The organism is Pseudomonas floridensis, assembly GCF_002087235.1.
Classification (GTDB): Bacteria; Pseudomonadota; Gammaproteobacteria; order Pseudomonadales; family Pseudomonadaceae; genus Aquipseudomonas; species Aquipseudomonas floridensis.
In genome coordinates, this window is record NZ_MUIO01000079.1 from 75,999 (window position 1) to 98,355 (window position 22,357).

The window sequence follows — 22,357 nt, forward strand, 5'->3', positions numbered from 1 at the left end:
CCATGTCCGCCCGCCTGATCTATGTCATGGACCCTATGTGTTCGTGGTGCTGGGGCTTCGCCCCCGTCGCCGATGCGTTGGTGCTGCAGGCTCGGGCGGCGGGCGTGTCGCTGCATCTGGTCATGGGCGGCCTGCGCTCCGAAGCGGCGCCGCTGGAAGCTTCCAGGCGGCGCTACATTCTGGAGCATTGGCAGGCCGTCGAGCAGGCCACTGGCCAGTCATTTCGCCATGAAGGTGCGTTGCCGGACGGTTTTGTCTACGACACCACGCCCGCCTGTCTGGCCGTCACTGCTGCGCGATCGCTGGACCCGCAGCGTGCCTGGGAGCTGGTCAAGCTGATCCAGGCCGCGTTCTATGTCGAAGGCAGGGACGTGACCCGTCCGGCCGTGCTGGCCGAACTCGCGGAGCAGGCCGGTCTGTCGCGTCAGCAGTTCGCCGACGCGTTCGACAGTTCTGCGCAACAGGCAGCGACGGCTGCCGACTTCACCTGGGCGCAAGACCTGGGCATTGCGGGCTTCCCGACCTTGCTGGCTGAGCGCAATGGCCAATTGGCGCTGCTGACCAACGGTTATCAACCCTTGAGTGAACTGTCGCCGTTGCTCGGCCGATGGCTGGAGCGTGCGGCCAGTGCGTGATGACTCAACGGGCAGTTCGCTCAATCCAGAAGGCACGCGTCGCGATGCGCTGAGTTGGGCCGAAATTCGCAGGCTCGCCCTGCGGCACAAGAAGGCCCTGTGGATCGCCAATGGCGTGGCGATACTGGCGACGCTGTGCAGCGTGCCGATTCCGTTGCTGCTGCCGCTGCTGGTGGATGAAGTATTGCTGGGGCGTGGCGATGCGGCCCTGAAGGTCATGGATCACCTGTTGCCCGACGGCCTGCAAAAGGCTGCGGGCTATATTGGCCTGATGCTGTTGCTGACCCTGGTGCTGCGAGCCGGTGCCTTATTGTTCAACGTGTTGCAGGCCCGGCTGTTCGCCCGGCTGGCCAAGGACATTGTCTATCGCATCCGTCTGCGCCTGATCGAGCGGCTCAAACGCATTTCCCTGCGTGAATATGAAAGCCTGGGCAGCGGCATGGTGACGACTCACCTGGTCACCGATCTGGACACACTGGACAAGTTCGTCGGCGAAACCCTGAGCCGCTTCCTGGTCGCCACGCTGACCCTGGCCGGCACCGCGGGTATTCTGATGTGGATGCACTGGAAGCTGGCGCTGCTGATCATGCTGTTCAACCCGCTGGTGATCTTTGTCACGGTCAAGCTGGGCAAGCGCGTCAAGCACCTGAAGAAGCTGGAGAACGACAGCACCTCGCGTTTCACTCAGGCGTTGAGCGAGACGCTGGAGGCGATTCAGGAAGTTCGCGCAGGCAATCGCCAAGGGTTTTTCTTGGGTCGTCTGGGCCTGAAAGCTCAGGAAGTGCGTGACTACGCGATCAACTCACAATGGAAAAGCGACGCCTCCGGACGCGCCAGCGGCCTGTTGTTTCAATTCGGCATCGATATCTTTCGTGCCGCGGCAATGCTCACCGTGCTGTTCTCAGACCTGTCTATCGGCCAGATGCTCGCGGTGTTCAGCTACCTCTGGTTCATGATGGCGCCGGTCGAACAGCTGCTGAATCTGCAATACGCCTATTACGCGGCAGGCGGTGCCTTGACCCGCATCAACGAGCTGCTTGCCCGTGGCGACGAGCCGCAGTACGCCGGTACGGTCGATCCGTTCGAGGGGCACGAAACGGTGGGCATCGAAGTGCGCGGTGTCAGTTTCGGTTATGGCGAGGACCTGGTGCTGGATCAGTTGAACCTGACCATCGCACCAGGTGAAAAAGTCGCCATCGTCGGTGCCAGCGGAGGCGGCAAGAGCACGCTGGTGCAATTGCTGCTCGGCTTATACACCGCTCAAACCGGGACGATTCGTTTTGGCGGTGCCTCCCAACAGGAAATCGGCCTGGAGCGGGTACGCGAGAACGTTGCGGTGGTGCTGCAACATCCAGCCCTGTTCAACGACAGCGTGCGGGCCAATCTGACCATGGGCCGCGATTGTTCCGATGAGGCCTGCTGGCGGGCGTTGGAAGTGGCGCAACTGGAACCTGCGATTCGCGAGTTGCCCGATGGTCTGGATAGTGTCGTAGGGCGTTCCGGGGTTCGTCTGTCCGGCGGGCAGCGTCAGCGCATGGCGATTGCCCGGATGGTGTTGTCCGATCCCAAGGTGGTGATTCTCGACGAAGCGACCTCGGCGCTGGATGCCGCCACCGAATACAACCTTCATCAAGCGCTGGCGCGCTTTCTGCGCAGCCGCACCACGCTGATCATCGCCCATCGGCTCTCGGCCGTGAAACAGGCCGACCGCGTACTGGTGTTCGACGGCGGACGCATTGCCGAAGATGGCGAGCACCAGCAGCTGATCGCCGATGGTGGCCTTTACGCCAAGCTGTACGGTCATCTGCAACAAATCTGAGTGATTACGCCCCGTATTTACACGAACGTTGTGTCAAATCCGAAAAAATCACCTGCCATCATGGGCGGATTTAGCCTAGGCTCTGCTCAGCACGATCATTCAGACATGTGGTGACGCAAACCCATGAAGCAGCCGTGGACCTTTTCCAAGCCTCGTCTGACAGGCATCGTATGGCCGTTCATAGCGGTGGCGTTATTCCAGGCGCTGTTGGGGTGTGTCAGCCTTTATACGATGTCCGCAGTGCGCAGCTATGTGGTGGGTGAGAGCCTTTGGTCGAAGGGCCAGAAGGACGCCATTCATTACCTCGGTCTTTACGCCAGTTGGCATGACGAGGGTGATTACCTGAAGTACCAGGAGGCTTTCGCGGTTCCGCAGGGCGGACATGCCCTGCGCGAGGCACTCAACAAGCCGGTTCCGTCCCTGTCCGACGCACGGGCCGCGATTCTGCAGGGCGGCAATCATCCCGACGATGCGTCCGGGATCATCTGGATGTACCTGAATTTCCATAATTTCAGCTTCATGAAAACCGCCATTCATCACTGGAAGGTCGGCGACAGCTATCTGATGCAGCTCGACGGTCTGGCTGGCGAGATTCATGACCGGGTCCGGGCGGGCGGCGTGACGCCTGTCGAGGTCGAGCAATGGCGCGCCCGGATCAACGCCATCAATGAGGGCGTGGCACCGGCTGCGAAGGCGTTCAGCGACGCGCTGGGGGAGGGCTCACGGTTCATTCTCAGGCTGTTGGTGGTGATCAACCTGGTCACGGCGTTCGTGCTGATCCTGCTGGCGTTCTTGCGCGTACGCAAACTGATCGCTCAGCGCCGCCTGTTTGCCGACGCTCTGCAGGTGGAGCGCGAGCGGGCGCAGATCACGCTGGAGTCGATTGGCGACGGCGTGATCACCACGGATGTCAAAGGCGCGATCGTTTACATGAATCCGGCTGCCGAAGGGCTCACCCACTGGAAAAACGCCCAGGCCAACGGCTTGCCGCTGGCAGCCTTGTTCAATCTGCTGGATGAGAACGATCAGCGCGACAGTTCGACGCTGATCGACCATATCCTTGGCGGAAAACTGAAGGGCGGCAGTGCCAATACCAAGCTCATCCAGCGGCTCGATGGCAGTACGGTGCCCGTTGCGCTGGTCGGTTCGCCGATCTACACCGAAGGCGTGATCAGCGGCGCGGTGCTGGTGTTGCACGACATGACTCAGGAGCGGCAGTACATCGCCAACCTGGCGTGGCAAGCGGCCCATGACGCGCTGACCGGTCTGGTCAATCGCAGCGAGTTCGAGTATCGCCTGCAGCAAGTCCTTACTGCCGCACACTCGGATTTGGGCAGCCATTGCCTGATGTTCCTCGATCTCGATCAGTTCAAGCTGGTCAATGACACCAGCGGTCATGCCGCCGGCGACGACCTGCTGCGTCATCTGTGCAAGGCGCTGCCACAGGGCTTGCGTGACGGCGACACGCTGGCGCGGCTGGGCGGCGATGAATTCGGCGTGCTGCTTGTCGATTGCCCGGCGAACAGGGCGCATGAAATTGCCGAAACCCTTCGCCAGATTGTGCAGAACCTGCACTTCACCTGGAAAGGTCGACCGTTCGTCACCACCGTCAGCATTGGTCTGGTGCACCTGGGTGATGCGCCCGCCACGCTGGAAGCCTCGCTCTGCGCTGCGGACATGGCGTGCTACATGGCCAAGGAAAAAGGCCGAAACCGGGTTCAGGTGTACCGTTCCGATGATACGACACTGTCGATTCGCTCGGGTGAAATGGCCTGGATTCAACGGCTTCATATCGCAATGGATGAAAACCGCTTCTGTCTGTTTGCGCAGGAAATTGCCTCCATCAGGCAGCCGGGTGACGGGGTGAGGCATATCGAGATTCTGCTGCGGCTGCGCGACGAGTCGGGACGTATGGTCGCGCCGGACAGTTTCATTCCGGCTGCCGAACGTTATGGATTGATGACTACACTTGATCGTTGGGTCGTCCATAACGTTTTTCAGGTCATTGCCAGTTGCACGAATGAGCACCGTCATCAGGCACCGCAGGCCATGTGTGCGATCAACCTGTCCGGGTCGAGCATCGGTGACGATGCCTTTCTGGATTATCTGAAGTCGCAATTCAGAATGTTTGGTGTGGCCCCTGACATGATCTGTTTTGAAATCACCGAAACCAGCGCGATCGCCGATCTGGGCAGCGCCATTCGATTCATCAATGAATTGAAGTCGCTCGGTTGCCTGTTTTCGCTGGACGATTTCTGCTCGGGCATGTCGTCGTTTGCCTACCTCAAACACTTGCCGGTGGACTTTCTCAAGATCGACGGAAGTTTCGTCAAGGACATGCTCGACAACCCGATCAATCGCGCCATGGTCGAGGTTATCAACAATATTGGGCATGTCATGGGTAAGCGCACCATTGCAGAGTTTGTAGAAACACCACAGATCGAATCTGCCCTGGAGGAAATAGGCGTGGATTTTGCTCAGGGTTATCTGATCGGGCGTCCTGAGTTATTTACGTGTGAAAGTCTGTACACACACCCCATACGACCCGACCCCGTAATGTTCCGCTCACCAGGAGCGTTCAGTTAAACCGTATAAGCCACTATAAGGAGCTACACAGTGATCGACACTTTCACTAGAACCGGTCCGCTCATGGAAGCCAGTAGTTATCCGGCCTGGGCTCAGAAGCTGATCAAGGATTGCAGCGCTGCCAAGGCTCGCGTGGTTGAGCACGAGTTGTACCAGCAGATGCGTGATGCGACGCTCAGTCCCCGTATCATGCGTCATTACCTGATTGGCGGCTGGCCTGTGGTCGAGCAGTTCGCCGTGTACATGGCCAAGAACTTGACCAAGACCCGCTTCGGTCGCCATCCCGGCGAGGACATGGCGCGCCGCTGGCTGATGCGCAACATTCGCGTCGAACTCAATCATGCCGATTACTGGGTCAACTGGTGTGCAGCCCACGGCGTGTCGCTGGACGATCTGCACGCCCAGCAGGTTGCCCCGGAGTTGCATGCGTTGAGCCATTGGTGCTGGCAGACCAGCTCATCGGATTCATTGGCGGTCGCGATGGCGGCCACCAATTATGCGATCGAAGGCGCAACGGGGGAGTGGTCGGCGGTGGTGTGCTCCACCGGTGCGTACGCCGAGGCGTTCCCTGACGATATGCGCAAGAAGGCCATGAAATGGCTCAAGCTGCATGCGCAGTACGATGATGCGCACCCTTGGGAGGCGCTGGAGATTATCTGCACGCTGGCGGGTAATAATCCGAGTACACAGTTGCAGGCCGAGTTGCGTCAAGCAACCACCAAGAGTTACGACTACATGTACCTGTTTCTGGAGCGCTGCATGCAGTTGGAAAAGGTCAAACCGTCACGCGAGCGTGTTGCGGCCGAGCCTGTCTGACAGCGTCCGACAGGCGAGCCGTCGCCGACCTCAGCAGGCCATGGCCAGACGGTTTCGGCCTTCGCGTTTGGCGGCATAAAGCGCATCGTCCGCTCTGCGTAGCAGGCTGTCAGCGGTCTCCGCTGACAGCAGCGTCGAGCAGCCCAGGCTCACGGTCATCATCAGGGCCGGATCGAAATCCTTGAAGCGCAGTTCGCGTACGGCCTGACGCAGGCGTTCGCCCACCAGTGCAGCGCTGGCGCTGTCGGTGTTGGCCAGAATCACCACGAACTCTTCACCGCCGTAGCGAAATATCCGGTCTATGTTGCGCAATTGCCCTTTGAGGGTCAGGGCAATGCTCTTGAGCACCTGATCGCCTGTGTAATGGCCATAGCCGTCGTTGACCTGCTTGAAGTGGTCAATGTCCAGCATCAGCAGCGACAAGGGCTGTTTGTGTCGGCGCGATATGTCCACTTCCCGGGCCAGGTTCTGGTCCATTGCAATCCGGTTGCCAGTGCTGGTCAGGGCATCGCGGAGCGCGCTCTGGGTCGCGATTCGATACAGCAGGGCGTTCAGCAGCGGATACAGAAGGCAGGCCAGCAGCGTTTCCAGATCATGCAGCCGAGGCTCGTCAATGGGCTGAGCGGTCTGAAATTCAAGCTGCCCAATGTCCTCGCCTTCATGACGTAAATGAAAGTCAGTGATGTGGAATGAGTTTTCACCCAAGCGCAGTTGCAGATCGCTGTCTGCATGGCGATATACCAGACCTTCCAGCGGAATCAGTCGCTGAACCCCTTGAAAGAACAAGGTCAGAATTCGTTCGGCTTCCAGGCTGGTCTGCAATTGCAGCCCCAATTGTTTGACCAGTTCAGGCAACGTCAGGGGCGGCAGCTCGGCATTGGGACGATTCCGGAAACCGAGGCATTGCAGCCTGGCGGTATCGAAATCGATAGCATGGGTCTGGGTAGGAGAACTCATCTCTTCGCTCCTCAGCACGTTACAGGCTTGGCAGGGTTAGAGCGAAAGTCGTGCCATTCGGTTCATTAGACGGGAAATATTAAAAATCAGCGGGTTAGCGAATTACTGAACGCTCAGACAATTATCGGCGCGACATTTTGTTGACGGAAACTGCGACTGGCCGGGCTTTTTGAGTCGCAGGGAAAGCGCGGCCGTCAGATTGCCCGCGTTCATGACGGCTTGGGTTTATCGATGGGGCAATACCGTTTTGCTGCGGGCGCGAACCCGCAGAAACGGCGCTGTTTCAGCGTGTGTCACGCCGGTCACTGGGCGTTCAGAGCCTGACCGTTGATGCCCTTACTGTCCGGGCCCATCAGGTACAGGTAGACCGGCATGATGTCTTCGGGCGTCGGATTGTTCAGCGGGTTCTCGGCCGGGTAGGCCTGGGCGCGCATGTCGGTACGCGTTGCGCCGGGGTTGATGCTGTTGGCGCGTACGGCGGCGACATCCTGCAACTCATCGGCCAGCGTCTGCATGAGGCCTTCAGTGGCGAACTTCGATACGCCGTAGGCGCCCCAGTGCGCACGGCCCTTGCGCCCGACGCTGCTCGACGTGAACGCCACCGATGCATCCTCGGAGCGTTTGAGCAGCGGCAGCAGCGCGCGTGTCAACATGAACGTCGCATTGACGTTGACGTGCATCACCCGGGCAAACTCCTCACTGGAAAGCTGTTCGAGCGGGGTGCGCGGACCGATGATCGAAGCGTTGTGCAACAGGCCATCGAGGTGACCGAACTCGGTTTCGATCATGGTCGCCAGCTCTTCGTACTGCGGTGCCAGGGCGGTTTCCAGGTCGAACGGAATGACCACCGGCTGAGGCTGATTGGCGGCTTCGATCTCGTCGTAGATGCGGGTCAGGCTGCTTTCGGTCCGGCCCAGCAGCAGGACCGTGGCGCCGTGCGCCGCATAGGTTCTGGCAGCGGCGGCGCCGATGCCCCGGCCTGCGCCGGTGACCAGAATCACCCGGTCCTTGAGCAGGTCCGGGCGAGCGGAATAATCAAACATGAAAAACCTCAAACGATTGTCGGTGGCTCAGCAACTGCACAGGGCGTTGTCCAGCACCTTGCGCAGTTCCAGCGGATGATCGACCACGACGTCGGCACCCCAGTGATCGGGATTGTCGTTAGGGTGGATATAACCGTAGCGCACGGCGGCCGTTCGGGTGCCCGCATCGCGTCCGGATTCGATGTCGCGCAGATCGTCACCGACGAACAGGACGCTGGCCGGGTCCAGATCCAGCCTGCTGCAGGCCAGGATCAGCGGCTCGGGATGAGGCTTGCTGTGGGTGACATGATCCGGGCAGATCAGCAGCGCCGAACGCTCGGAAAGACCGAGCTGCTCCATGATGGGCTGGGCGAAACGCACGGGTTTGTTGGTCACCACGCCCCAGATCAGGCCGGCCTTTTCGATGTCGGCCAAGAGCTCGGCCATACCATCGAACAGCTTGCTATGCACCGCGCAGTCGCGTTGATAGCGTTCAAGGAACTCCAGGCGCAGCGCTTCGAACTCCGGCTCGTTGGGCGACATGGCGAACGTCGCTGCAACCATGGCCTTGGCGCCACCGGAGATCTCGTCGCGAATCAGCTTGTCCGACACCACCGGAAAACCACGATCGGCCAGCATCGCCTGGGCAATGGCGATGAAGTCCGGTGCGGTGTCGAGCAGCGTGCCGTCCATGTCGAATAAAACCGCTCTCAAGCGCATGCCTCAGGCCTCCCGAAGCGTCTGGATCATGTAATTGACATCCACATCCGAAGCCAGCTTGTAATGTTTGGTCAGCGGGTTGTAGGTCAGGCCGATGATGTCCTTGATCTGCAGGCCGGCGTCGCGGCTCCACGCACCCAGCTCGGAAGGGCGGATGAATTTCTTGAAGTCGTGAGTGCCACGCGGCAGCAGGCCCAGGATGTACTCGGCACCGACCACGGCGAACAGGTAGGCTTTCGGGTTGCGGTTGATGGTCGAGAAGAACACCTGGCCGCCCGGTTTGACCATGCGGTAGCAGGCGCGGATTACCGAAGAAGGGTCCGGCACGTGTTCCAGCATCTCGAGGCAGGTCACGACGTCGAACTGCTCGGGCATTTGTTCGGCCATGTCTTCAGCGGTAATCTGCCGATATTCAACGCTGACGCCCGATTCCAGTTGATGCAACCGGGCAACGGCCAAAGGCGCTTCGCCCATGTCGATGCCGGTCACGGTTGCACCACGCAAGGCCATGGCCTCACTCAGGATGCCGCCGCCGCAACCGACGTCGAGTACCTTCTTGCCAGCCAGATTGACGCGTTCGTCGATCCAGTTGACGCGCAACGGGTTGATATCGTGCAGCGGCTTGAATTCGCTCTCGCGGTCCCACCAGCGATGGGCCAGGGCCTCGAATTTGGCGATTTCTGCGCGGTCGACGTTGCTCATGGGGTATCCCTCTTGAACTCAAAATTCGTTTTCATCGGTCTGGCTTATAGATAGGCCAGGCCGTCATGTGTTCGTTTTTATCGGTCAGCGAGTTTCTTCGCTCTGGCCCGAGATGCGCCGGCCCCAGGCCACGGCAGTGTCACGCAGCGCCTGTTCGTCCATCCGGGTCAGGCGGCGATTGTCGAGCAACTGTTTGCCTGCGACCCACACGTGGCTCACGCAGTCACGCCCGGTTGCGTATATAAGCTGGGAAACCGGATCGTAGATCGGCTGCTGGGCAAGCCCAGACAGGTCGAACGCAACCATGTCGGCGGCCTTGCCCAGCTCCAGCGAGCCGGTTTCACCTTGAATGCCCAGGGCACGTGCGCCATTGAGGGTGGCCATGCGCAGTGCGCGGTGGGCATCGAGCGCCGTGGCCGAACCGGCAACGGCCTTGGCCAGCAGGGCGGCGGTTCGGGTTTCTCCGAGCAGATCCAGATCGTTGTTGCTGGCGGCCCCGTCCGTGCCGACGGCCACGTTGACGCCGGCTTGCCACAGGCGCTCCACCGGGCAGAAGCCACTGGCCAGTTTCAGGTTGGATTCGGGGCAATGAATGATGCTGGTGTTGCTTTCGACCAGCAGGGCGAGGTCGTCGTCGCTGATCTGCGTCATGTGCACGGCCTGGAAGCGCGGGCCAAGCAGGCCCAGGCGATGCAGGCGTGCCAGCGGCCGTTCCTGGTGCTGTTCCACCGCCTGCTCGACTTCGAAGGCGGTCTCGTGCACATGCATCTGAATCATCGCGTCGAGTTCGTCGGCGATGACCCTGACCTTTTCCAGGTTCTCATCGCCGACGGTGTACGGGGCGTGCGGGCCGAAAGCGATTCTGATGCGCGGATGGTGCGCCAGATCGTTGAACAGCTCGATACCGGCGTGCAAGGCTTCATCGGTGGTCCGGGCGCCCGGGATCGGGAAATCCAGCACCGGCACCGTGATCTGCGCGCGGATCCCACTGACGTGAACACGGTCAGCGGCCACCTTGGGGTAGAAGTACATGTCCGAGAAACAGGTGATCCCGCCCTTGAGTTGCTCGGCGATGGCCAGATCGGTTCCGTCGCGGACGAAATCCTCGTCGACCCATTTGCCTTCGGCCGGCCAGATGTGGTCTTGCAGCCAGGTCATCAGCGGCAGATCGTCCGCCAGTCCACGGAACAGGGTCATCGCGGCATGGCCGTGGGCATTGATCAGGCCGGGGCTGAGCAGGGCGTACGGCAACTCCTGCACCTGCGTCGCGGTCTGCTTCAACGCCTCTGCTCTGGGTCCGATATAAACGATGAGCCCGTCCCGAATGCCGATGCCGTGGTCTTTGAGAACCACGCCTGCGGGCTCGACCGGCACCAGCCAGGTGGGCAGGAGCAAAAGGTCGAGCGGTGCTGTGGCGTTCGGCATGACAGGTTTCCATGGCTTATTACGGTGATGGCGAAGTATACCCGAGCGTCTTGGCGGGCGGCTCGCTATAATCAGCCGCTTTTGATTCTGGCTTTGGATTTCAAGATGGAGTGGGCGATGCGCGATCGACTGTTGGCTGCGGAGAAGGTAAAGGCCATCGATTGGCGGGATGACGCTCTGTACCTGCTGGACCAGCGGGTGCTGCCGTTCGAGGAAACCTGGCACGCCTACACCAGCGCAGCGGGGGTGGCCGAGGCCATTCGTTCGATGGTGGTGCGCGGCGCACCGGCCATTGGTATCAGTGCAGCCTATGGCGTGGTGCTCGGCGCCCGGGCCCGCGTTGCCGTCGGTGGCGACTGGAAGCTGGCGCTGGAAGACGATTTTCGCCAGTTGGCGGATTCACGTCCCACGGCCGTCAACCTCTTCTGGGCGCTGAACCGGATGCGTGATCGTCTGCAACGCCTGAAAGCCACCGACGATCCGCTGGCCGTGCTGGAGGCCGAAGCCGTGGCCATTCACCTGAGCGACCGCGAAGCCAATCTGACCATGGCACAGCTCGGTGCAGACCTGATCCGCAAGAATCAGGGCAATCTGCAGACCGTTCTGACCCACTGCAACACCGGTGCCTTGGCGACCGGTGGTTTCGGCACGGCGCTGGGCGTGATTCGCGCAGCCCATCTGGAAGGCATGATCGAGCGTGTCTACGCCGACGAAACCCGGCCCTGGCTGCAGGGCTCGCGACTGACCGCCTGGGAACTGGCCAATGAAGGCATCCCGGTGACCCTGAACGCCGACTCCGCCGCCGCTCATCTGATGCGCACCAAGGGCATCACCTGGGTCATCGTCGGTGCCGACCGCATTACTGCCAATGGCGACGTCGCCAACAAGATCGGCACTTATCAGCTGGCGGTTGCCGCAATGCACCACGGCGTGCGCTTCATGGTGGTGGCGCCGAGTTCGACCATCGACATGGAGATGGCCAGCGGCGAGGACATCGTCATTGAAGAACGCGACGGCCGCGAATTGCTTGAAGTCGGTGGTCAGCGCGTCGGTGCCGAGATCGATGCGTTCAATCCGGTGTTCGACGTGACGCCTGCGGACCTGATCGATGCCATCGTGACCGAAAAGGGCATCGTTGAACGTCCCGATACGGCCAAGATGGCGCAATTGATGAGCCGCAAGCATCTTCATTGAAATTTCATGTCTTCGCGCTTTTCCCGAGCGCGTCGTGTTTGAACGGGCCTGTAAGCGCCTCTCAGGCGTCCTGCGCGTACATGGCTCGTTTTCAGCGCTTGCAAAGGATGTGAGCGCCTCGGCGATTGTGGTAACATCCGGCGGTTTCCAGGGACGCTATTGTTAGCCTCCCGCACTGCGCAGATCCAAGTCTTAACTCATTGATTTGTCGTAAGTCGTTGCCCCGCACATGCTGGCAGCGGCGAGCTTCGTTTACCCCGAATGGGTTTGCGAGGTTTCACCAGAAAAAGGAATCAGGCTTCTCATGGGCGAACTGGCCAAAGAAATCCTCCCGGTCAATATCGAAGACGAGCTGAAACAGTCCTACCTCGACTACGCAATGAGCGTTATCGTCGGTCGAGCTCTGCCGGATGCGCGCGATGGCTTGAAGCCCGTGCACCGGCGCGTGTTGTTCGCGATGAGCGAGCTGGGCAACGACTGGAACAAGCCGTACAAGAAATCCGCCCGTGTGGTTGGTGACGTGATCGGTAAGTACCACCCGCACGGCGACACGGCTGTCTATGACACCATCGTTCGTATGGCTCAGCCGTTCTCGCTGCGTTACCTGCTGGTCGACGGCCAGGGCAACTTCGGTTCGGTCGATGGCGACAACGCCGCGGCGATGCGATACACCGAAGTGCGCATGACCAAGCTGGCTCACGAGCTGCTGGCCGACCTGCACAAGGAAACCGTGGACTGGGTGCCGAACTACGACGGCACCGAAATGATCCCCGCGGTCATGCCGACCCGTATTCCCAACCTGCTGGTCAACGGCTCCAGCGGTATCGCCGTGGGCATGGCGACCAACATTCCGCCGCACAACCTGGGTGAAGTCATCGACGGTTGCCTGGCACTGATCGACAACCCCGAGTTGACGGTCGACGAGTTGATGCAATATATCCCCGGCCCCGACTTCCCGACGGCCGCGATCATCAACGGTCGTGCCGGCATCATCGAAGCCTATCGTACCGGTCGCGGTCGCATTTACATGCGTGCCCGCTCGATCGTCGAAGACATCGACAAGGTCGGTGGTCGCCAGCAGATCGTCATTACCGAGCTGCCGTACCAGCTGAACAAGGCGCGTTTGATCGAGAAGATCGCCGAGCTGGTCAAGGAGAAGAAGCTCGAAGGGATCACCGAACTGCGCGACGAGTCCGACAAGGACGGCATGCGTGTGGTCATCGAGCTGCGTCGTGGCGAAGTGCCTGAGGTCATCCTCAACAACCTCTACGCCCAGACTCAACTGCAAAGCGTGTTCGGCATCAACATCGTGGCGCTGATCGACGGCCGTCCGCGGATCCTGAACCTCAAGGACCTGCTGGAAGCCTTCGTGCGTCACCGTCGCGAAGTCGTCACCCGCCGTACCGTCTTCGAACTGCGCAAAGCCCGTGAGCGTGGCCACATCCTTGAAGGTCAGGCGGTTGCGCTGTCCAACATCGATCCGGTCATTGCACTGATCAAGGCCTCGCCGACGCCGGCCGAAGCCAAGGAAGGGCTGATCAGCACGCCTTGGGAATCGAGTGCGGTGGTCGAGATGGTCGAGCGCGCCGGTGCCGATTCGTGCCGTCCGGAAAACCTCGATCCGCAATACGGTCTGCGCGACGGCAAGTATTTCCTGTCGCCAGAACAGGCTCAGGCCATTCTGGAACTGCGTCTGCACCGTCTGACCGGTCTGGAACACGAGAAGCTGCTGGGCGAGTATCAGGAAATCCTCACCCAGATCGGCGAACTGATCCGCATCCTGAACAGCGCCACGCGCCTGATGGAAGTCATTCGCGAAGAGCTGGAACTGATCCGCTCCGAATACGGCGACGCCCGTCGCACCGAGATTCTCGATGCGCGTCTGGACCTGACCCTGGGTGATCTGATCACCGAAGAAGAGCGTGTCGTGACCATTTCCCATGGTGGCTATGCCAAGACCCAGCCTCTGGCGGTCTATCAGGCGCAGCGCCGTGGCGGCAAGGGCAAGTCGGCGACCGGTATCAAGGATGAGGATTACATCGCTCACCTGCTGGTTGCCAACAGCCACACCACGCTGTTGATGTTCTCCAGTAAAGGCAAGGTGTACTGGCTCAAGACCTACGAGATTCCGGAAGCCTCGCGTGCCGCTCGTGGTCGTCCGCTGGTCAACCTGCTGCCGCTCAGTGATGGCGAATACATCACTACCATGCTGCCGGTCGATCTGGAAGCCATGCGCAAGCGTGCCGACGAAGAAGGCGAAGCCCTCGAAGGCGAGCTGGACGACGCGGAAAACAGCAACGAGACCGAAGAAGAGCGCAAGGCGCGCATCAAGGCTGCCGACAAGAAGAAGGCACCGTTCATCTTCATGTCCACGGCCAATGGTACGGTCAAGAAAACCCCGCTGGTAGCCTTTAGCCGTCAGCGTAGTGTCGGTCTGATCGCGCTGGAACTGGACGAAGGCGACATCCTGATCTCCGCCGCCATCACCGACGGCGAGCAGGAAATCATGCTCTTCTCCGACGGCGGCAAGGTCACGCGCTTCAAGGAGTCCGACGTTCGCGCCATGGGCCGTACCGCTCGCGGTGTGCGCGGTATGCGTCTGCCGGAAGGGCAGAAGCTGATTTCGATGCTGATTCCGGAAGAGGGCAGCCAGATCCTGACCGCTTCCGAGCGTGGTTACGGCAAGCGTACGGCCATTTCCGAGTTCCCTGAGTACAAGCGTGGCGGCCAGGGCGTGATCGCCATGGTGAGCAACGAGCGTAACGGCCGTCTGGTCGGTGCGGTTCAGGTGCTCGATGGCGAGGAAATCATGCTGATCTCCGATCAGGGCACGTTGGTGCGTACTCGGGTCGACGAAGTGTCGAGCCTGGGTCGTAACACGCAGGGCGTTACCCTGATCAAGCTGGCCAGTGACGAAAAACTGGTAGGTCTGGAGCGTGTTCAGGAGCCTTCCGAGGTGGAAGGCCAGGAACTGCTGGAAGGCGAAGAGGGCGTTGACGTTCTGGCAGCCGATGTTTCTGAACTCGATGATGCCGGTGACGACGTGCAAGTCGACGCTGCGCCGGAAGACGATGACTCGCAAGGCTGAGCTGTGATGTAAAACAGATAAGGGCTGGCTCGTCTGGTAGTGCATGTGCACTGCAGGCAAGTCCAGCCCTTACGGCATTCGGCCGGTCGAATGGCCAGCCTTATGCAGAGAATATGCGTACAGACCCAAACGTATTTGACGAGAGTGGATATGAGCAAGCGAGCCTTTAACTTCTGCGCAGGTCCTGCTGCGCTTCCTGAAGCTGTTCTGCTGCGTGCCCAGGCTGAACTTCTGGATTGGCATGGCAAAGGCCTGTCAGTCATGGAAATGAGTCACCGCAGCGATGAGTTCGTCTCCATCGCCAGCAAGGCGGAGCAGGATCTGCGTGACCTGCTGTCCATTCCCTCCAATTACAAAGTGCTGTTCCTGCAGGGCGGTGCCAGCCAGCAGTTTGCGCAGATTGCGCTGAACCTGCTGCCTGAAAACGGCAAGGCCGATTACATCGACACCGGCATCTGGTCGCAGAAGGCGATCGAAGAAGCCTCGCGTTACGGCACCGTCAATGTGGCCGCCAGTGCCAAGGCCTACGATTACTTCGCCATTCCCGGTCAGAATGAATGGCAGCTGTCCAAGGATGCGGCCTACGTTCACTACGCGCCGAACGAAACCATTGGTGGCCTGGAATTCAACTGGATTCCGGAAACCGGTGATGTGCCGCTGGTGGCTGACATGTCTTCGGACATTCTGTCGCGTCCGGTGGACATCTCGCGTTTCGGCATGATCTACGCGGGTGCCCAGAAAAACATCGGTCCGAGTGGTGTGGTGGTGGTCATCATCCGTGAAGACCTGCTGGGCCGCGCGCGCTCGCTGTGCCCGACCATGCTCAACTACAAGGTCGCGGCCGACAATGGCTCGATGTACAACACGCCGCCAACGCTGGCGTGGTACCTGTCCGGGCTGGTCTTCGAATGGCTCAAGGAGCAGGGCGGCGTCGAGGCGATCGGCAAGCTCAATGATATCAAGCAGCGCACGTTGTATGACTTCATTGATGCCAGCGAGCTTTACAGCAACCCCATCAACAAGCCTGACCGCTCGTGGATGAACGTGCCGTTCCGTCTGGCTGACGACCGGCTGGACAAGCCGTTCCTGGCGGGGGCGGATGCTGCCGGCCTGCTCAACCTGAAAGGCCATCGTTCGGTTGGCGGCATGCGCGCTTCCATTTACAACGCGGTGGACATCCATGCAGTCAATGCACTGGTCGCCTACATGAAAGACTTCGAGAAGGAGCACGGCTGATGTCCGAACAGGAACTCAAGGCGCTACGCGTCCGTATCGACAGCCTCGACGAAAAGGTTCTGGAGCTGATCAGCGAGCGCGCTCGCTGTGCTCAGGAAGTTGCCCGGGTCAAGATGTCGTCCCTGGCCGAGGGCGAGGCGCCTGTGTTCTATCGTCCCGAGCGCGAAGCTGCGGTGCTCAAGCGCGTCATGGAGCGCAATCGCGGTCCTTTGAGCAACGAGGAGATGGCGCGCCTGTTCCGCGAAATCATGTCGTCCTGCCTGGCGCTCGAGCAGCCGTTGAAAGTGGCCTATCTGGGGCCGGAAGGGACCTTCACGCAAGCTGCGGCCATGAAGCACTTCGGTCATGCGGTGATCAGCATGCCGATGGCTGCGATCGATGAAGTGTTTCGTGAAGTGGTGGCCGGCGCGGTGAACTTTGGCGTCGTGCCGGTGGAAAACTCCACCGAGGGCGCGGTCAATCACACCCTCGACAGTTTCCTCGAGCACGACATGGTCATCTGCGGCGAAGTCGAGCTGCGCATTCACCATCACTTGCTGGTCGGTGAAAGCACCAAGACCGAAAGCATCTCGCGTATCTACTCGCATGCTCAGTCGCTAGCCCAGTGCCGCAAGTGGCTGGACGCCCACTACCCGAATGTCGAGCGTGTCGCCGTGGCCAGCAATGCCGAGGCGGCCAAGCGCGTCAAGGGTGAGTGGAATTCCGCCGCCATCGCCGGTGACATGGCGGCCGGGCTGTATGGCCTGACCCGTCTGGCCGAAAAAATCGAGGACCGCCCGGACAACTCCACGCGCTTTCTCATCATCGGTAATCAAGAAGTCCCACCGACCGGCGACGACAAGACTTCGATCATCGTTTCGATGAGCAACAAGCCGGGTGCCTTGCATGAACTGCTGGTGCCGTTCCATGAAAACGGTCTGGACCTGACTCGCATCGAAACCCGCCCTTCGCGCAGTGGCAAGTGGACCTACGTGTTCTTCATCGATTTCGTGGGCCATCACCAGGACCCGCTGGTCAAGGCGGTTCTCGAACAGATCAGTCACGAAGCCGTTGCCTTGAAGGTGCTGGGTTCCTACCCGAAAGCGGTTCTGTGAAGGGGCGATGCATGAATAACCTTTTTTTCGCCCTCAAGGGGCACGGAAACCTTTACGGTTTTCAGGTAATCGCACGTGGCTGAAGTCATGTCAGAGCAAGCGACCGGCCCGCTCATCGGGCGTCTGGTGGTGGTCGGCCTCGGTTTGATCGGCGGTTCCTTTGCCAAGGGTGTGCGCGAAAGCGGTCTGTGCCGGGAAGTGGTCGGCGTCGATCTCGATCCACAGTCGCGCGAGCTGGCAGTCGAGCTGGGCGTGGTCGACCGCTGTGAAGAAGATCTGGCGGCTGCCTGCTGTGGCGCCGACGTTATTCAACTGGCGGTGCCCATTCTGGCGATGGAAAAGTTGCTGGCACTGCTGGCACCCCTCGATCTGGGCAGCGCCGTGTTGACCGATGTCGGCAGCGCCAAGGGCAATGTGGTCCGCGCGGCTCGCCTGGCGTTCGGCCAGATGCCGTCGCGCTTCGTGCCGGGGCACCCGATCGCAGGCTCCGAACAGAGCGGCGTCGAAGCCTCGAACGCCGGGTTGTTTCGGCGTCACAAAGTCATTCTGACGCCGTTGGCCGAAACCGACGTCGACGCGGTGGCGCTGGTTGATCGTCTGTGGTCGGCGCTCGGTGCCGATGTCGAGCATATGCAGGTCGAGCGCCATGATGAAGTGCTGGCCGCGACCAGTCACTTGCCGCACCTGCTGGCGTTCGGTCTGGTGGATTCGCTGGCCAAGCGCAACGAAAATCTGGAGATTTTTCGCTATGCGGCGGGCGGTTTCCGGGACTTCACGCGTATTGCGGGCAGTGATCCGGTGATGTGGCATGACATCTTTCTCGCCAACCGCGACGCCGTGCTGCGAACGCTCGACACCTTTCGCAGCGACCTCGATGCCTTGCGCGATGCAGTCAGTGCTGGCGACGGTCATCAGTTGCTGAGTGTATTCACCCGCGCCAAGGCGGCTCGCGAGCATTTCGGCAGGATTCTGGCGTTGCGCGCCCGTGGCGAGGCGAAGGCCGGCGAGCTGTCCGCCGTGCACGGCGTTGCCGCAGACAAGGCCGCTCATCGCATTGACGGCCCGATGGACACTGCCTCCGCTGCGTTGTTCATGGTGGCGGCATCGGTCAGTGATTCCGCCGATCTGCTGCTTGAAGCGGTGAGCATGAACACGGCGTGCACCGGGGTCATCGACATCCTGCGCCTGATGGGCGGCGATATCGTGTTGCACGATGTTCGCGAGCAGGCTATGGAGACCGTTGCCGACGTGCACGTGCGTTCCGCGCGGCTAAGAGGTACTGACATCCCTGAGGCGCTGGTGCCTCTGGCCCTGGGCGAATTTCCTCAACTGTGTATTGCCGCAGCCTGTGCGGAAGGGCGTACCATTCTGCGCGGTGCGCAGGAATTGCGAGGCCGCGAACTTGAGGCGGTGCGGCTCATGGCCGATGGCCTGACTGTGCTGGGTGTCGAGGTCGAGATGGCTTCCGATGGCATCATTATCGAAGGCGGTCCGTTGAGCGGTGGCCAGATCGACGCTCACGACGACCAGCGTATCGCCATGGCGTTTAGCGTCGCGGCCTTGCGGGCGGATGCACCGGTTCATATTCATGATTGCGCAAACGTCGCTCCATCGTTTTCCAATTTTCTGGCGCTGTGCGCTCAAGTCGGCATGCATGTAGCGCAAGAGGACAAAAAGTGAAGATCAAAGCACCTGTTATAACCATCGACGGACCCAGCGGTTCGGGCAAAGGCACTGTCGCCGGGCTGTTGGCCGCCAAACTGGGCTGGTGCCTGCTCGATTCGGGCGCGCTTTATCGCCTGCTGGCCTTCGCGGCCCGCAATCATGGCGTCGATCTGACCAATGAAGAAGCCCTCAAGCTGTTAGCGGCTCATCTGGATGTGCAGTTCGAGGCCTCAGTGTCCGGGCAGGGGCAGCGCATCGTGCTTGAAGGCGAAGACGTGACTCACGCGATTCGCAACGAGCAGATCGGCAGCGGTGCATCGCAGGTGGCTTCGCTGCCAGCGGTGCGCGATGCCCTGTTGCAGCGTCAGCGCGCCTTTCAGGAAGAGCCGGGTCTGGTGGCGGACGGTCGCGACATGGGGACCGTGGTGTTTCCGGACGCACCACTGAAAATCTTCCTCACGGCGAGCGCCGAGGAGCGAGCACGACGCCGTTACTTGCAGTTGAAGGCCAAGGGCGATGATGTTAGTCTGTCGAGTCTGCTAGATGAGATATGTGCACGCGACGAGCGTGACACCCAGCGAGCGGTAGCCCCGCTCAAGCCGGCGCACGACGCCATACAGCTGGATTCCACCGAATTGTCCATCGAGCAGGTGCTGGAACGCATCCTGAGTGAAGTCGCCCTGCGCGATATCGCCGGATGATCAAGGAGCCATGCAGGAGACCAGACCCCGTCCTGCAGGCTTCCTTTCATATGAACGAAACCCACGTTGTCTGGAGCGTGGCAGATGGGCGTATTCTTCGCCCTTGATCAACAGGAATTAAAATGAGCGAAAGCTTTGCAGAACTTTTTGAAGAAAGCCTAAAAACCCTGAACCTTCAGCCGGGCGCAATCATTACCGGTATCGTTGTCGACATCGACGGCGATTGGGTAACTGTACACGCTGGCCTGAAGTCCGAGGGCGTCATCCCGCTCGAGCAGTTCTACAACGACGCTGGCGAGCTGACCATCAAGGTCGGTGACGAAGTGCACGTTGCGCTGGACGCGGTCGAAGACGGCTTTGGCGAAACCAAGCTGTCCCGCGAAAAAGCCAAGCGCGCCGAGTGCTGGATTGTTCTGGAAGCAGCTTTCGCAGCTGAAGAAGTGGTCAAGGGCGTTATCAACGGTAAGGTTAAAGGCGGCTTCACTGTCGACGTTAACGGCATCCGTGCGTTCCTGCCTGGTTCTCTGGTTGACGTTCGCCCTGTGCGCGACACGACTCACCTGGAAGGCAAAGAGCTCGAGTTCAAGGTCATCAAGCTGGACCAGAAGCGCAACAACGTTGTCGTTTCCCGTCGCAGCGTCCTGGAAGCCGAGAACAGCGCCGAGCGCGAAGCTCTGCTCGAGTCCCTGCAGGAAGGTCAACAAGTCAAAGGTATCGTCAAGAACCTCACCGATTACGGCGCATTCGTCGATCTGGGTGGTGTCGATGGCTTGCTGCACATTACCGACATGGCCTGGAAGCGCATCAAGCATCCATCGGAAATCGTCAACGTTGGCGACGAGATCGATGTAAAGGTCCTGAAGTACGATCGCGAGCGCAATCGTGTTTCCTTGGGTCTGAAGCAACTGGGCGAAGATCCATGGGTTGCTATCAAGGCTCGCTACCCGGAAAGCACCCGCGTTACTGCGCGTGTCACCAACCTGACCGACTACGGCTGCTTCGCAGAGCTGGAAGAAGGCGTGGAAGGCCTGGTACACGTTTCGGAAATGGACTGGACCAACAAGAACATCCACCCATCCAAAGTCGTTCAGGTTGGCGACGAAGTGGAAGTCATGGTTCTGGACATCGACGAAGAGCGTCGTCGTATCTCCTTGGGCATCAAGCAGTGCAAATCTAACCCGTGGGAAGATTTCTCTGGCCAGTTCAACAAGGGCGACAAGATCTCCGGCACCATCAAGTCGATCACCGATTTCGGTATCTTCATTGGTCTGGACGGCGGCATCGACGGTCTGGTTCACCTGTCCGACATCTCCTGGAACGAAGTGGGCGAAGAAGCCGTACGTCGCTTCAAGAAGGGCGACGAGCTCGACACCGTCATCCTGTCTGTTGATCCAGAGCGTGAGCGTATCTCGCTGGGCATCAAGCAGCTGGAAAGCGATCCGTTCTCCGAGTACGTCACTGTCAATGACAAAGGCGCAATCGTTCGCGGTACAGTGAAAGAAGTTGACGCCAAAGGCGCCATCATCACTCTGGCCGACGATATCGAAGCGACCCTCAAAGCCTCCGAAATCAGCCGTGACCGCGTTGAAGACGCACGTAACGTTCTGAAAGAAGGCGAAGAGATCGAAGCCAAGATCATCAGCGTTGACCGCAAGAGCCGCGTAATCAGCTTGTCCATCAAGTCGAAAGACGTTGAAGACGAGAAAGAAGCCATTCAGAGCCTGCGTAGCAAGCCTGAAGCCGCTGAAAGCACTGGTCCTACCACCATTGGTGACCTGCTGCGCGCGCAAATGGAAAAGCAGAACTAAGTTCTGTCTGGCCATTAAAAAGGGCGACTTCGGTCGCCCTTTTTTACGTCTGCGTTTTGAGTCTTTCCTCCGCACGGGGACATGCCTCGATTCTCTCCAGCAGCCTCCCAGGCCGCGTCTTTCGTGCGTTCGCATCAACCCCTGTTACCTGCGCACTGTTGTCACACACTCGTCATGCGTGTGCAGGCGCTTGACAATGGTTCACATAAGTCAAGAGATGGGCTGTTCAAATTCATCCGGCCATGCTAAAACCTTCGGAGCGCTGACCTAGCTGCTTGAAAAAGAAGGGAAAAATATGACGAAGTCGGAGTTGATCGAACGAATTGTCACCCATCAAGGGCTGCTCTCATCCAAGGATGTCGAGTTGGCCATCAAGACCATGCTTGAACAAATGTCCCAGTGCCTCGCAACGGGTGACCGTATCGAGATTCGTGGATTTGGCAGCTTCTCCCTGCATTACCGTGCGCCTCGCGTAGGACGTAACCCCAAGACCGGCCAGTCGGTCAGTCTGGACGGTAAATTTGTCCCTCACTTCAAGCCAGGCAAGGAATTGCGTGATCGCGTCAATGAGGACGAAGAAGAAGGCCTCTGAAATCGTAAATCGAAGGATCACCCGATGCGTATCTTCAAACGAGTCATTCTGATCGCCGTTGTGCTGGTGGTCGTGTTGTTCACCACAGTCTTCGTGCTTGAAAATCGGCAGCCTGTCGACCTGATCCTGTTCGGCTGGTCAGCGCCGCAGCTTCCCTTTGCCGTGCCTGTCGTACTGGCGTTGTTGCTGGGCATGCTGATCGGTCCGGTACTCGCATGGATTGCCAGCCTGCGCAAGAAACGTCCTTCTTACGCTCGATCTCTCAAGTCTGAGTAGATCGTGCTTCGCCGGGTGCTC

The 22,357-nt window shown here is 59.8% G+C and carries 18 protein-coding genes; 13 read left to right on the forward strand and 5 right to left on the reverse strand.

The window, feature by feature from the left end; all coding sequences use genetic code 11:
* Positions 1-2 precede the first annotated feature (2 nt).
* The 4 genes from BZK31_RS19875 to BZK31_RS19890 all read left to right on the forward strand — a co-directional run bounded on the left by BZK31_RS19875 (position 3) and on the right by BZK31_RS19890 (position 5,856).
* Entirely contained in the window at positions 3-635 is a 633-nt protein-coding gene (locus BZK31_RS19875) for a DsbA family protein (RefSeq protein WP_083184715.1), read from the forward strand.
* The gene (locus tag BZK31_RS19880; RefSeq protein WP_083184717.1) at positions 628-2,454 is read left to right on the forward strand and encodes an ABC transporter ATP-binding protein; all 1,827 of its coding nucleotides are present in this window, start codon (positions 628-630) and stop codon (positions 2,452-2,454) included. Before BZK31_RS19875 ends, BZK31_RS19880 begins: the two co-directional genes overlap by 8 nt.
* Before the next feature lie 123 nt (positions 2,455-2,577).
* Positions 2,578-5,040 carry an EAL domain-containing protein gene (locus BZK31_RS19885; protein ID WP_083184718.1) on the forward strand — a complete coding sequence of 821 codons (2,463 nt, stop codon included), beginning with the start codon at positions 2,578-2,580 and terminating at the stop codon, positions 5,038-5,040.
* Between the two features lie 30 nt (positions 5,041-5,070).
* On the forward strand, positions 5,071-5,856 hold the full coding sequence (locus BZK31_RS19890) for an iron-containing redox enzyme family protein (RefSeq protein WP_083184720.1): 786 nt from the start codon (positions 5,071-5,073) through the stop codon (positions 5,854-5,856).
* Positions 5,857-5,886: 30 nt separating this feature from the next.
* On the opposite strand, the gene BZK31_RS19895 is transcribed toward BZK31_RS19890, so the two are convergent.
* The 5 genes from BZK31_RS19895 to BZK31_RS19915 all read right to left on the reverse strand — a co-directional run bounded on the left by BZK31_RS19895 (position 5,887) and on the right by BZK31_RS19915 (position 10,682).
* Entirely contained in the window at positions 5,887-6,813 is a 927-nt protein-coding gene (locus BZK31_RS19895) for a GGDEF domain-containing protein (protein ID WP_083184722.1), read from the reverse strand.
* Between the two features lie 302 nt (positions 6,814-7,115).
* Positions 7,116-7,856: a YciK family oxidoreductase gene (locus BZK31_RS19900; protein WP_083184724.1), complete on the reverse strand. Its 741-nt coding sequence runs from the start codon at positions 7,854-7,856 to the stop codon at positions 7,116-7,118.
* A 27-nt stretch (positions 7,857-7,883) separates the two neighbouring features.
* Positions 7,884-8,555 (reverse strand): N-acetylmuramic acid 6-phosphate phosphatase MupP, encoded by a 672-nt coding sequence (mupP, locus tag BZK31_RS19905; protein ID WP_083184726.1) that lies wholly within the window; start codon positions 8,553-8,555, stop codon positions 7,884-7,886.
* Positions 8,556-8,558: 3 nt separating this feature from the next.
* Positions 8,559-9,257 carry a bifunctional 2-polyprenyl-6-hydroxyphenol methylase/3-demethylubiquinol 3-O-methyltransferase UbiG gene (ubiG, locus tag BZK31_RS19910; protein WP_083184727.1) on the reverse strand — a complete coding sequence of 233 codons (699 nt, stop codon included), beginning with the start codon at positions 9,255-9,257 and terminating at the stop codon, positions 8,559-8,561.
* 84 nt (positions 9,258-9,341) lie between these two features.
* Positions 9,342-10,682, reverse strand: a complete 1,341-nt coding sequence (locus BZK31_RS19915; RefSeq protein WP_083184729.1) for a TRZ/ATZ family hydrolase — start codon at positions 10,680-10,682, stop codon at positions 9,342-9,344.
* A gap of 117 nt (positions 10,683-10,799) precedes the next feature.
* On the opposite strand from BZK31_RS19915, the gene mtnA reads away from it, so the two are divergent.
* The 9 genes from mtnA (at position 10,800) to BZK31_RS19960 (ending at position 22,336) form a co-directional block, all read left to right on the forward strand.
* Complete coding sequence (gene mtnA, locus BZK31_RS19920) at positions 10,800-11,876, forward strand: S-methyl-5-thioribose-1-phosphate isomerase (RefSeq protein ID WP_083184731.1); 1,077 nt, start codon at positions 10,800-10,802, stop codon at positions 11,874-11,876.
* A 304-nt stretch (positions 11,877-12,180) separates the two neighbouring features.
* On the forward strand, positions 12,181-14,964 hold the full coding sequence (gene gyrA, locus BZK31_RS19925; protein ID WP_083184733.1) for a DNA gyrase subunit A: 2,784 nt from the start codon (positions 12,181-12,183) through the stop codon (positions 14,962-14,964).
* Positions 14,965-15,114: 150 nt separating this feature from the next.
* A complete protein-coding gene (gene serC / locus BZK31_RS19930; RefSeq protein ID WP_083184735.1) occupies positions 15,115-16,200 on the forward strand; it encodes a 3-phosphoserine/phosphohydroxythreonine transaminase in 1,086 nt (361 codons plus the stop codon).
* Positions 16,200-17,294, forward strand: a complete 1,095-nt coding sequence (gene pheA / locus BZK31_RS19935) for a prephenate dehydratase (protein ID WP_083184737.1) — start codon at positions 16,200-16,202, stop codon at positions 17,292-17,294. The genes serC and pheA overlap by 1 nt, the downstream gene beginning before the upstream one ends.
* An 87-nt stretch (positions 17,295-17,381) precedes the next feature.
* Positions 17,382-18,974, forward strand: coding sequence for a prephenate dehydrogenase/arogenate dehydrogenase family protein (locus BZK31_RS19940; RefSeq protein ID WP_415639604.1), 1,593 nt, complete (start codon positions 17,382-17,384; stop codon positions 18,972-18,974).
* Positions 18,971-19,660, forward strand: coding sequence for a (d)CMP kinase (gene cmk / locus BZK31_RS19945; RefSeq protein ID WP_083184741.1), 690 nt, complete (start codon positions 18,971-18,973; stop codon positions 19,658-19,660). The genes BZK31_RS19940 and cmk overlap by 4 nt, the downstream gene beginning before the upstream one ends.
* Positions 19,661-19,782: 122 nt before the next feature.
* A complete protein-coding gene (rpsA, locus tag BZK31_RS19950; RefSeq protein ID WP_025261287.1) occupies positions 19,783-21,468 on the forward strand; it encodes a 30S ribosomal protein S1 in 1,686 nt (561 codons plus the stop codon).
* A 295-nt stretch (positions 21,469-21,763) separates the two neighbouring features.
* Entirely contained in the window at positions 21,764-22,060 is a 297-nt protein-coding gene (ihfB, locus tag BZK31_RS19955) for an integration host factor subunit beta (protein ID WP_003369729.1), read from the forward strand.
* A 24-nt stretch (positions 22,061-22,084) separates the two neighbouring features.
* Positions 22,085-22,336, forward strand: a complete 252-nt coding sequence (locus BZK31_RS19960) for a LapA family protein (protein ID WP_083184743.1) — start codon at positions 22,085-22,087, stop codon at positions 22,334-22,336.
* Positions 22,337-22,357: the final 21 nt, after the last annotated feature.

Bases quoted from the DNA above. Each gene is read 5' to 3' on its own strand.
- BZK31_RS19875 (WP_083184715.1), top strand. From the start codon at position 3: ATGTCCGCCCGCCTGATCTATGTCATGGACCCTATGTGTTCGTGGTGC.
- BZK31_RS19885 (WP_083184718.1), top strand. From the start codon at position 2,578: ATGAAGCAGCCGTGGACCTTTTCCAAGCCTCGTCTGACAGGCATCGTA.
- BZK31_RS19895 (WP_083184722.1), bottom strand. From the start codon at position 6,813: ATGAGTTCTCCTACCCAGACCCATGCTATCGATTTCGATACCGCCAGG.
- BZK31_RS19900 (WP_083184724.1), bottom strand. From the start codon at position 7,856: ATGTTTGATTATTCCGCTCGCCCGGACCTGCTCAAGGACCGGGTGATT.
- mupP (WP_083184726.1), bottom strand. From the start codon at position 8,555: ATGCGCTTGAGAGCGGTTTTATTCGACATGGACGGCACGCTGCTCGAC.
- ubiG (WP_083184727.1), bottom strand. From the start codon at position 9,257: ATGAGCAACGTCGACCGCGCAGAAATCGCCAAATTCGAGGCCCTGGCC.
- BZK31_RS19915 (WP_083184729.1), bottom strand. From the start codon at position 10,682: ATGCCGAACGCCACAGCACCGCTCGACCTTTTGCTCCTGCCCACCTGG.
- mtnA (WP_083184731.1), top strand. From the start codon at position 10,800: ATGCGCGATCGACTGTTGGCTGCGGAGAAGGTAAAGGCCATCGATTGG.
- gyrA (WP_083184733.1), top strand. From the start codon at position 12,181: ATGGGCGAACTGGCCAAAGAAATCCTCCCGGTCAATATCGAAGACGAG.
- serC (WP_083184735.1), top strand. From the start codon at position 15,115: ATGAGCAAGCGAGCCTTTAACTTCTGCGCAGGTCCTGCTGCGCTTCCT.
- pheA (WP_083184737.1), top strand. From the start codon at position 16,200: ATGTCCGAACAGGAACTCAAGGCGCTACGCGTCCGTATCGACAGCCTC.
- BZK31_RS19940 (WP_415639604.1), top strand. From the start codon at position 17,382: ATGTCAGAGCAAGCGACCGGCCCGCTCATCGGGCGTCTGGTGGTGGTC.
- rpsA (WP_025261287.1), top strand. From the start codon at position 19,783: ATGAGCGAAAGCTTTGCAGAACTTTTTGAAGAAAGCCTAAAAACCCTG.
- ihfB (WP_003369729.1), top strand. From the start codon at position 21,764: ATGACGAAGTCGGAGTTGATCGAACGAATTGTCACCCATCAAGGGCTG.
- BZK31_RS19960 (WP_083184743.1), top strand. From the start codon at position 22,085: ATGCGTATCTTCAAACGAGTCATTCTGATCGCCGTTGTGCTGGTGGTC.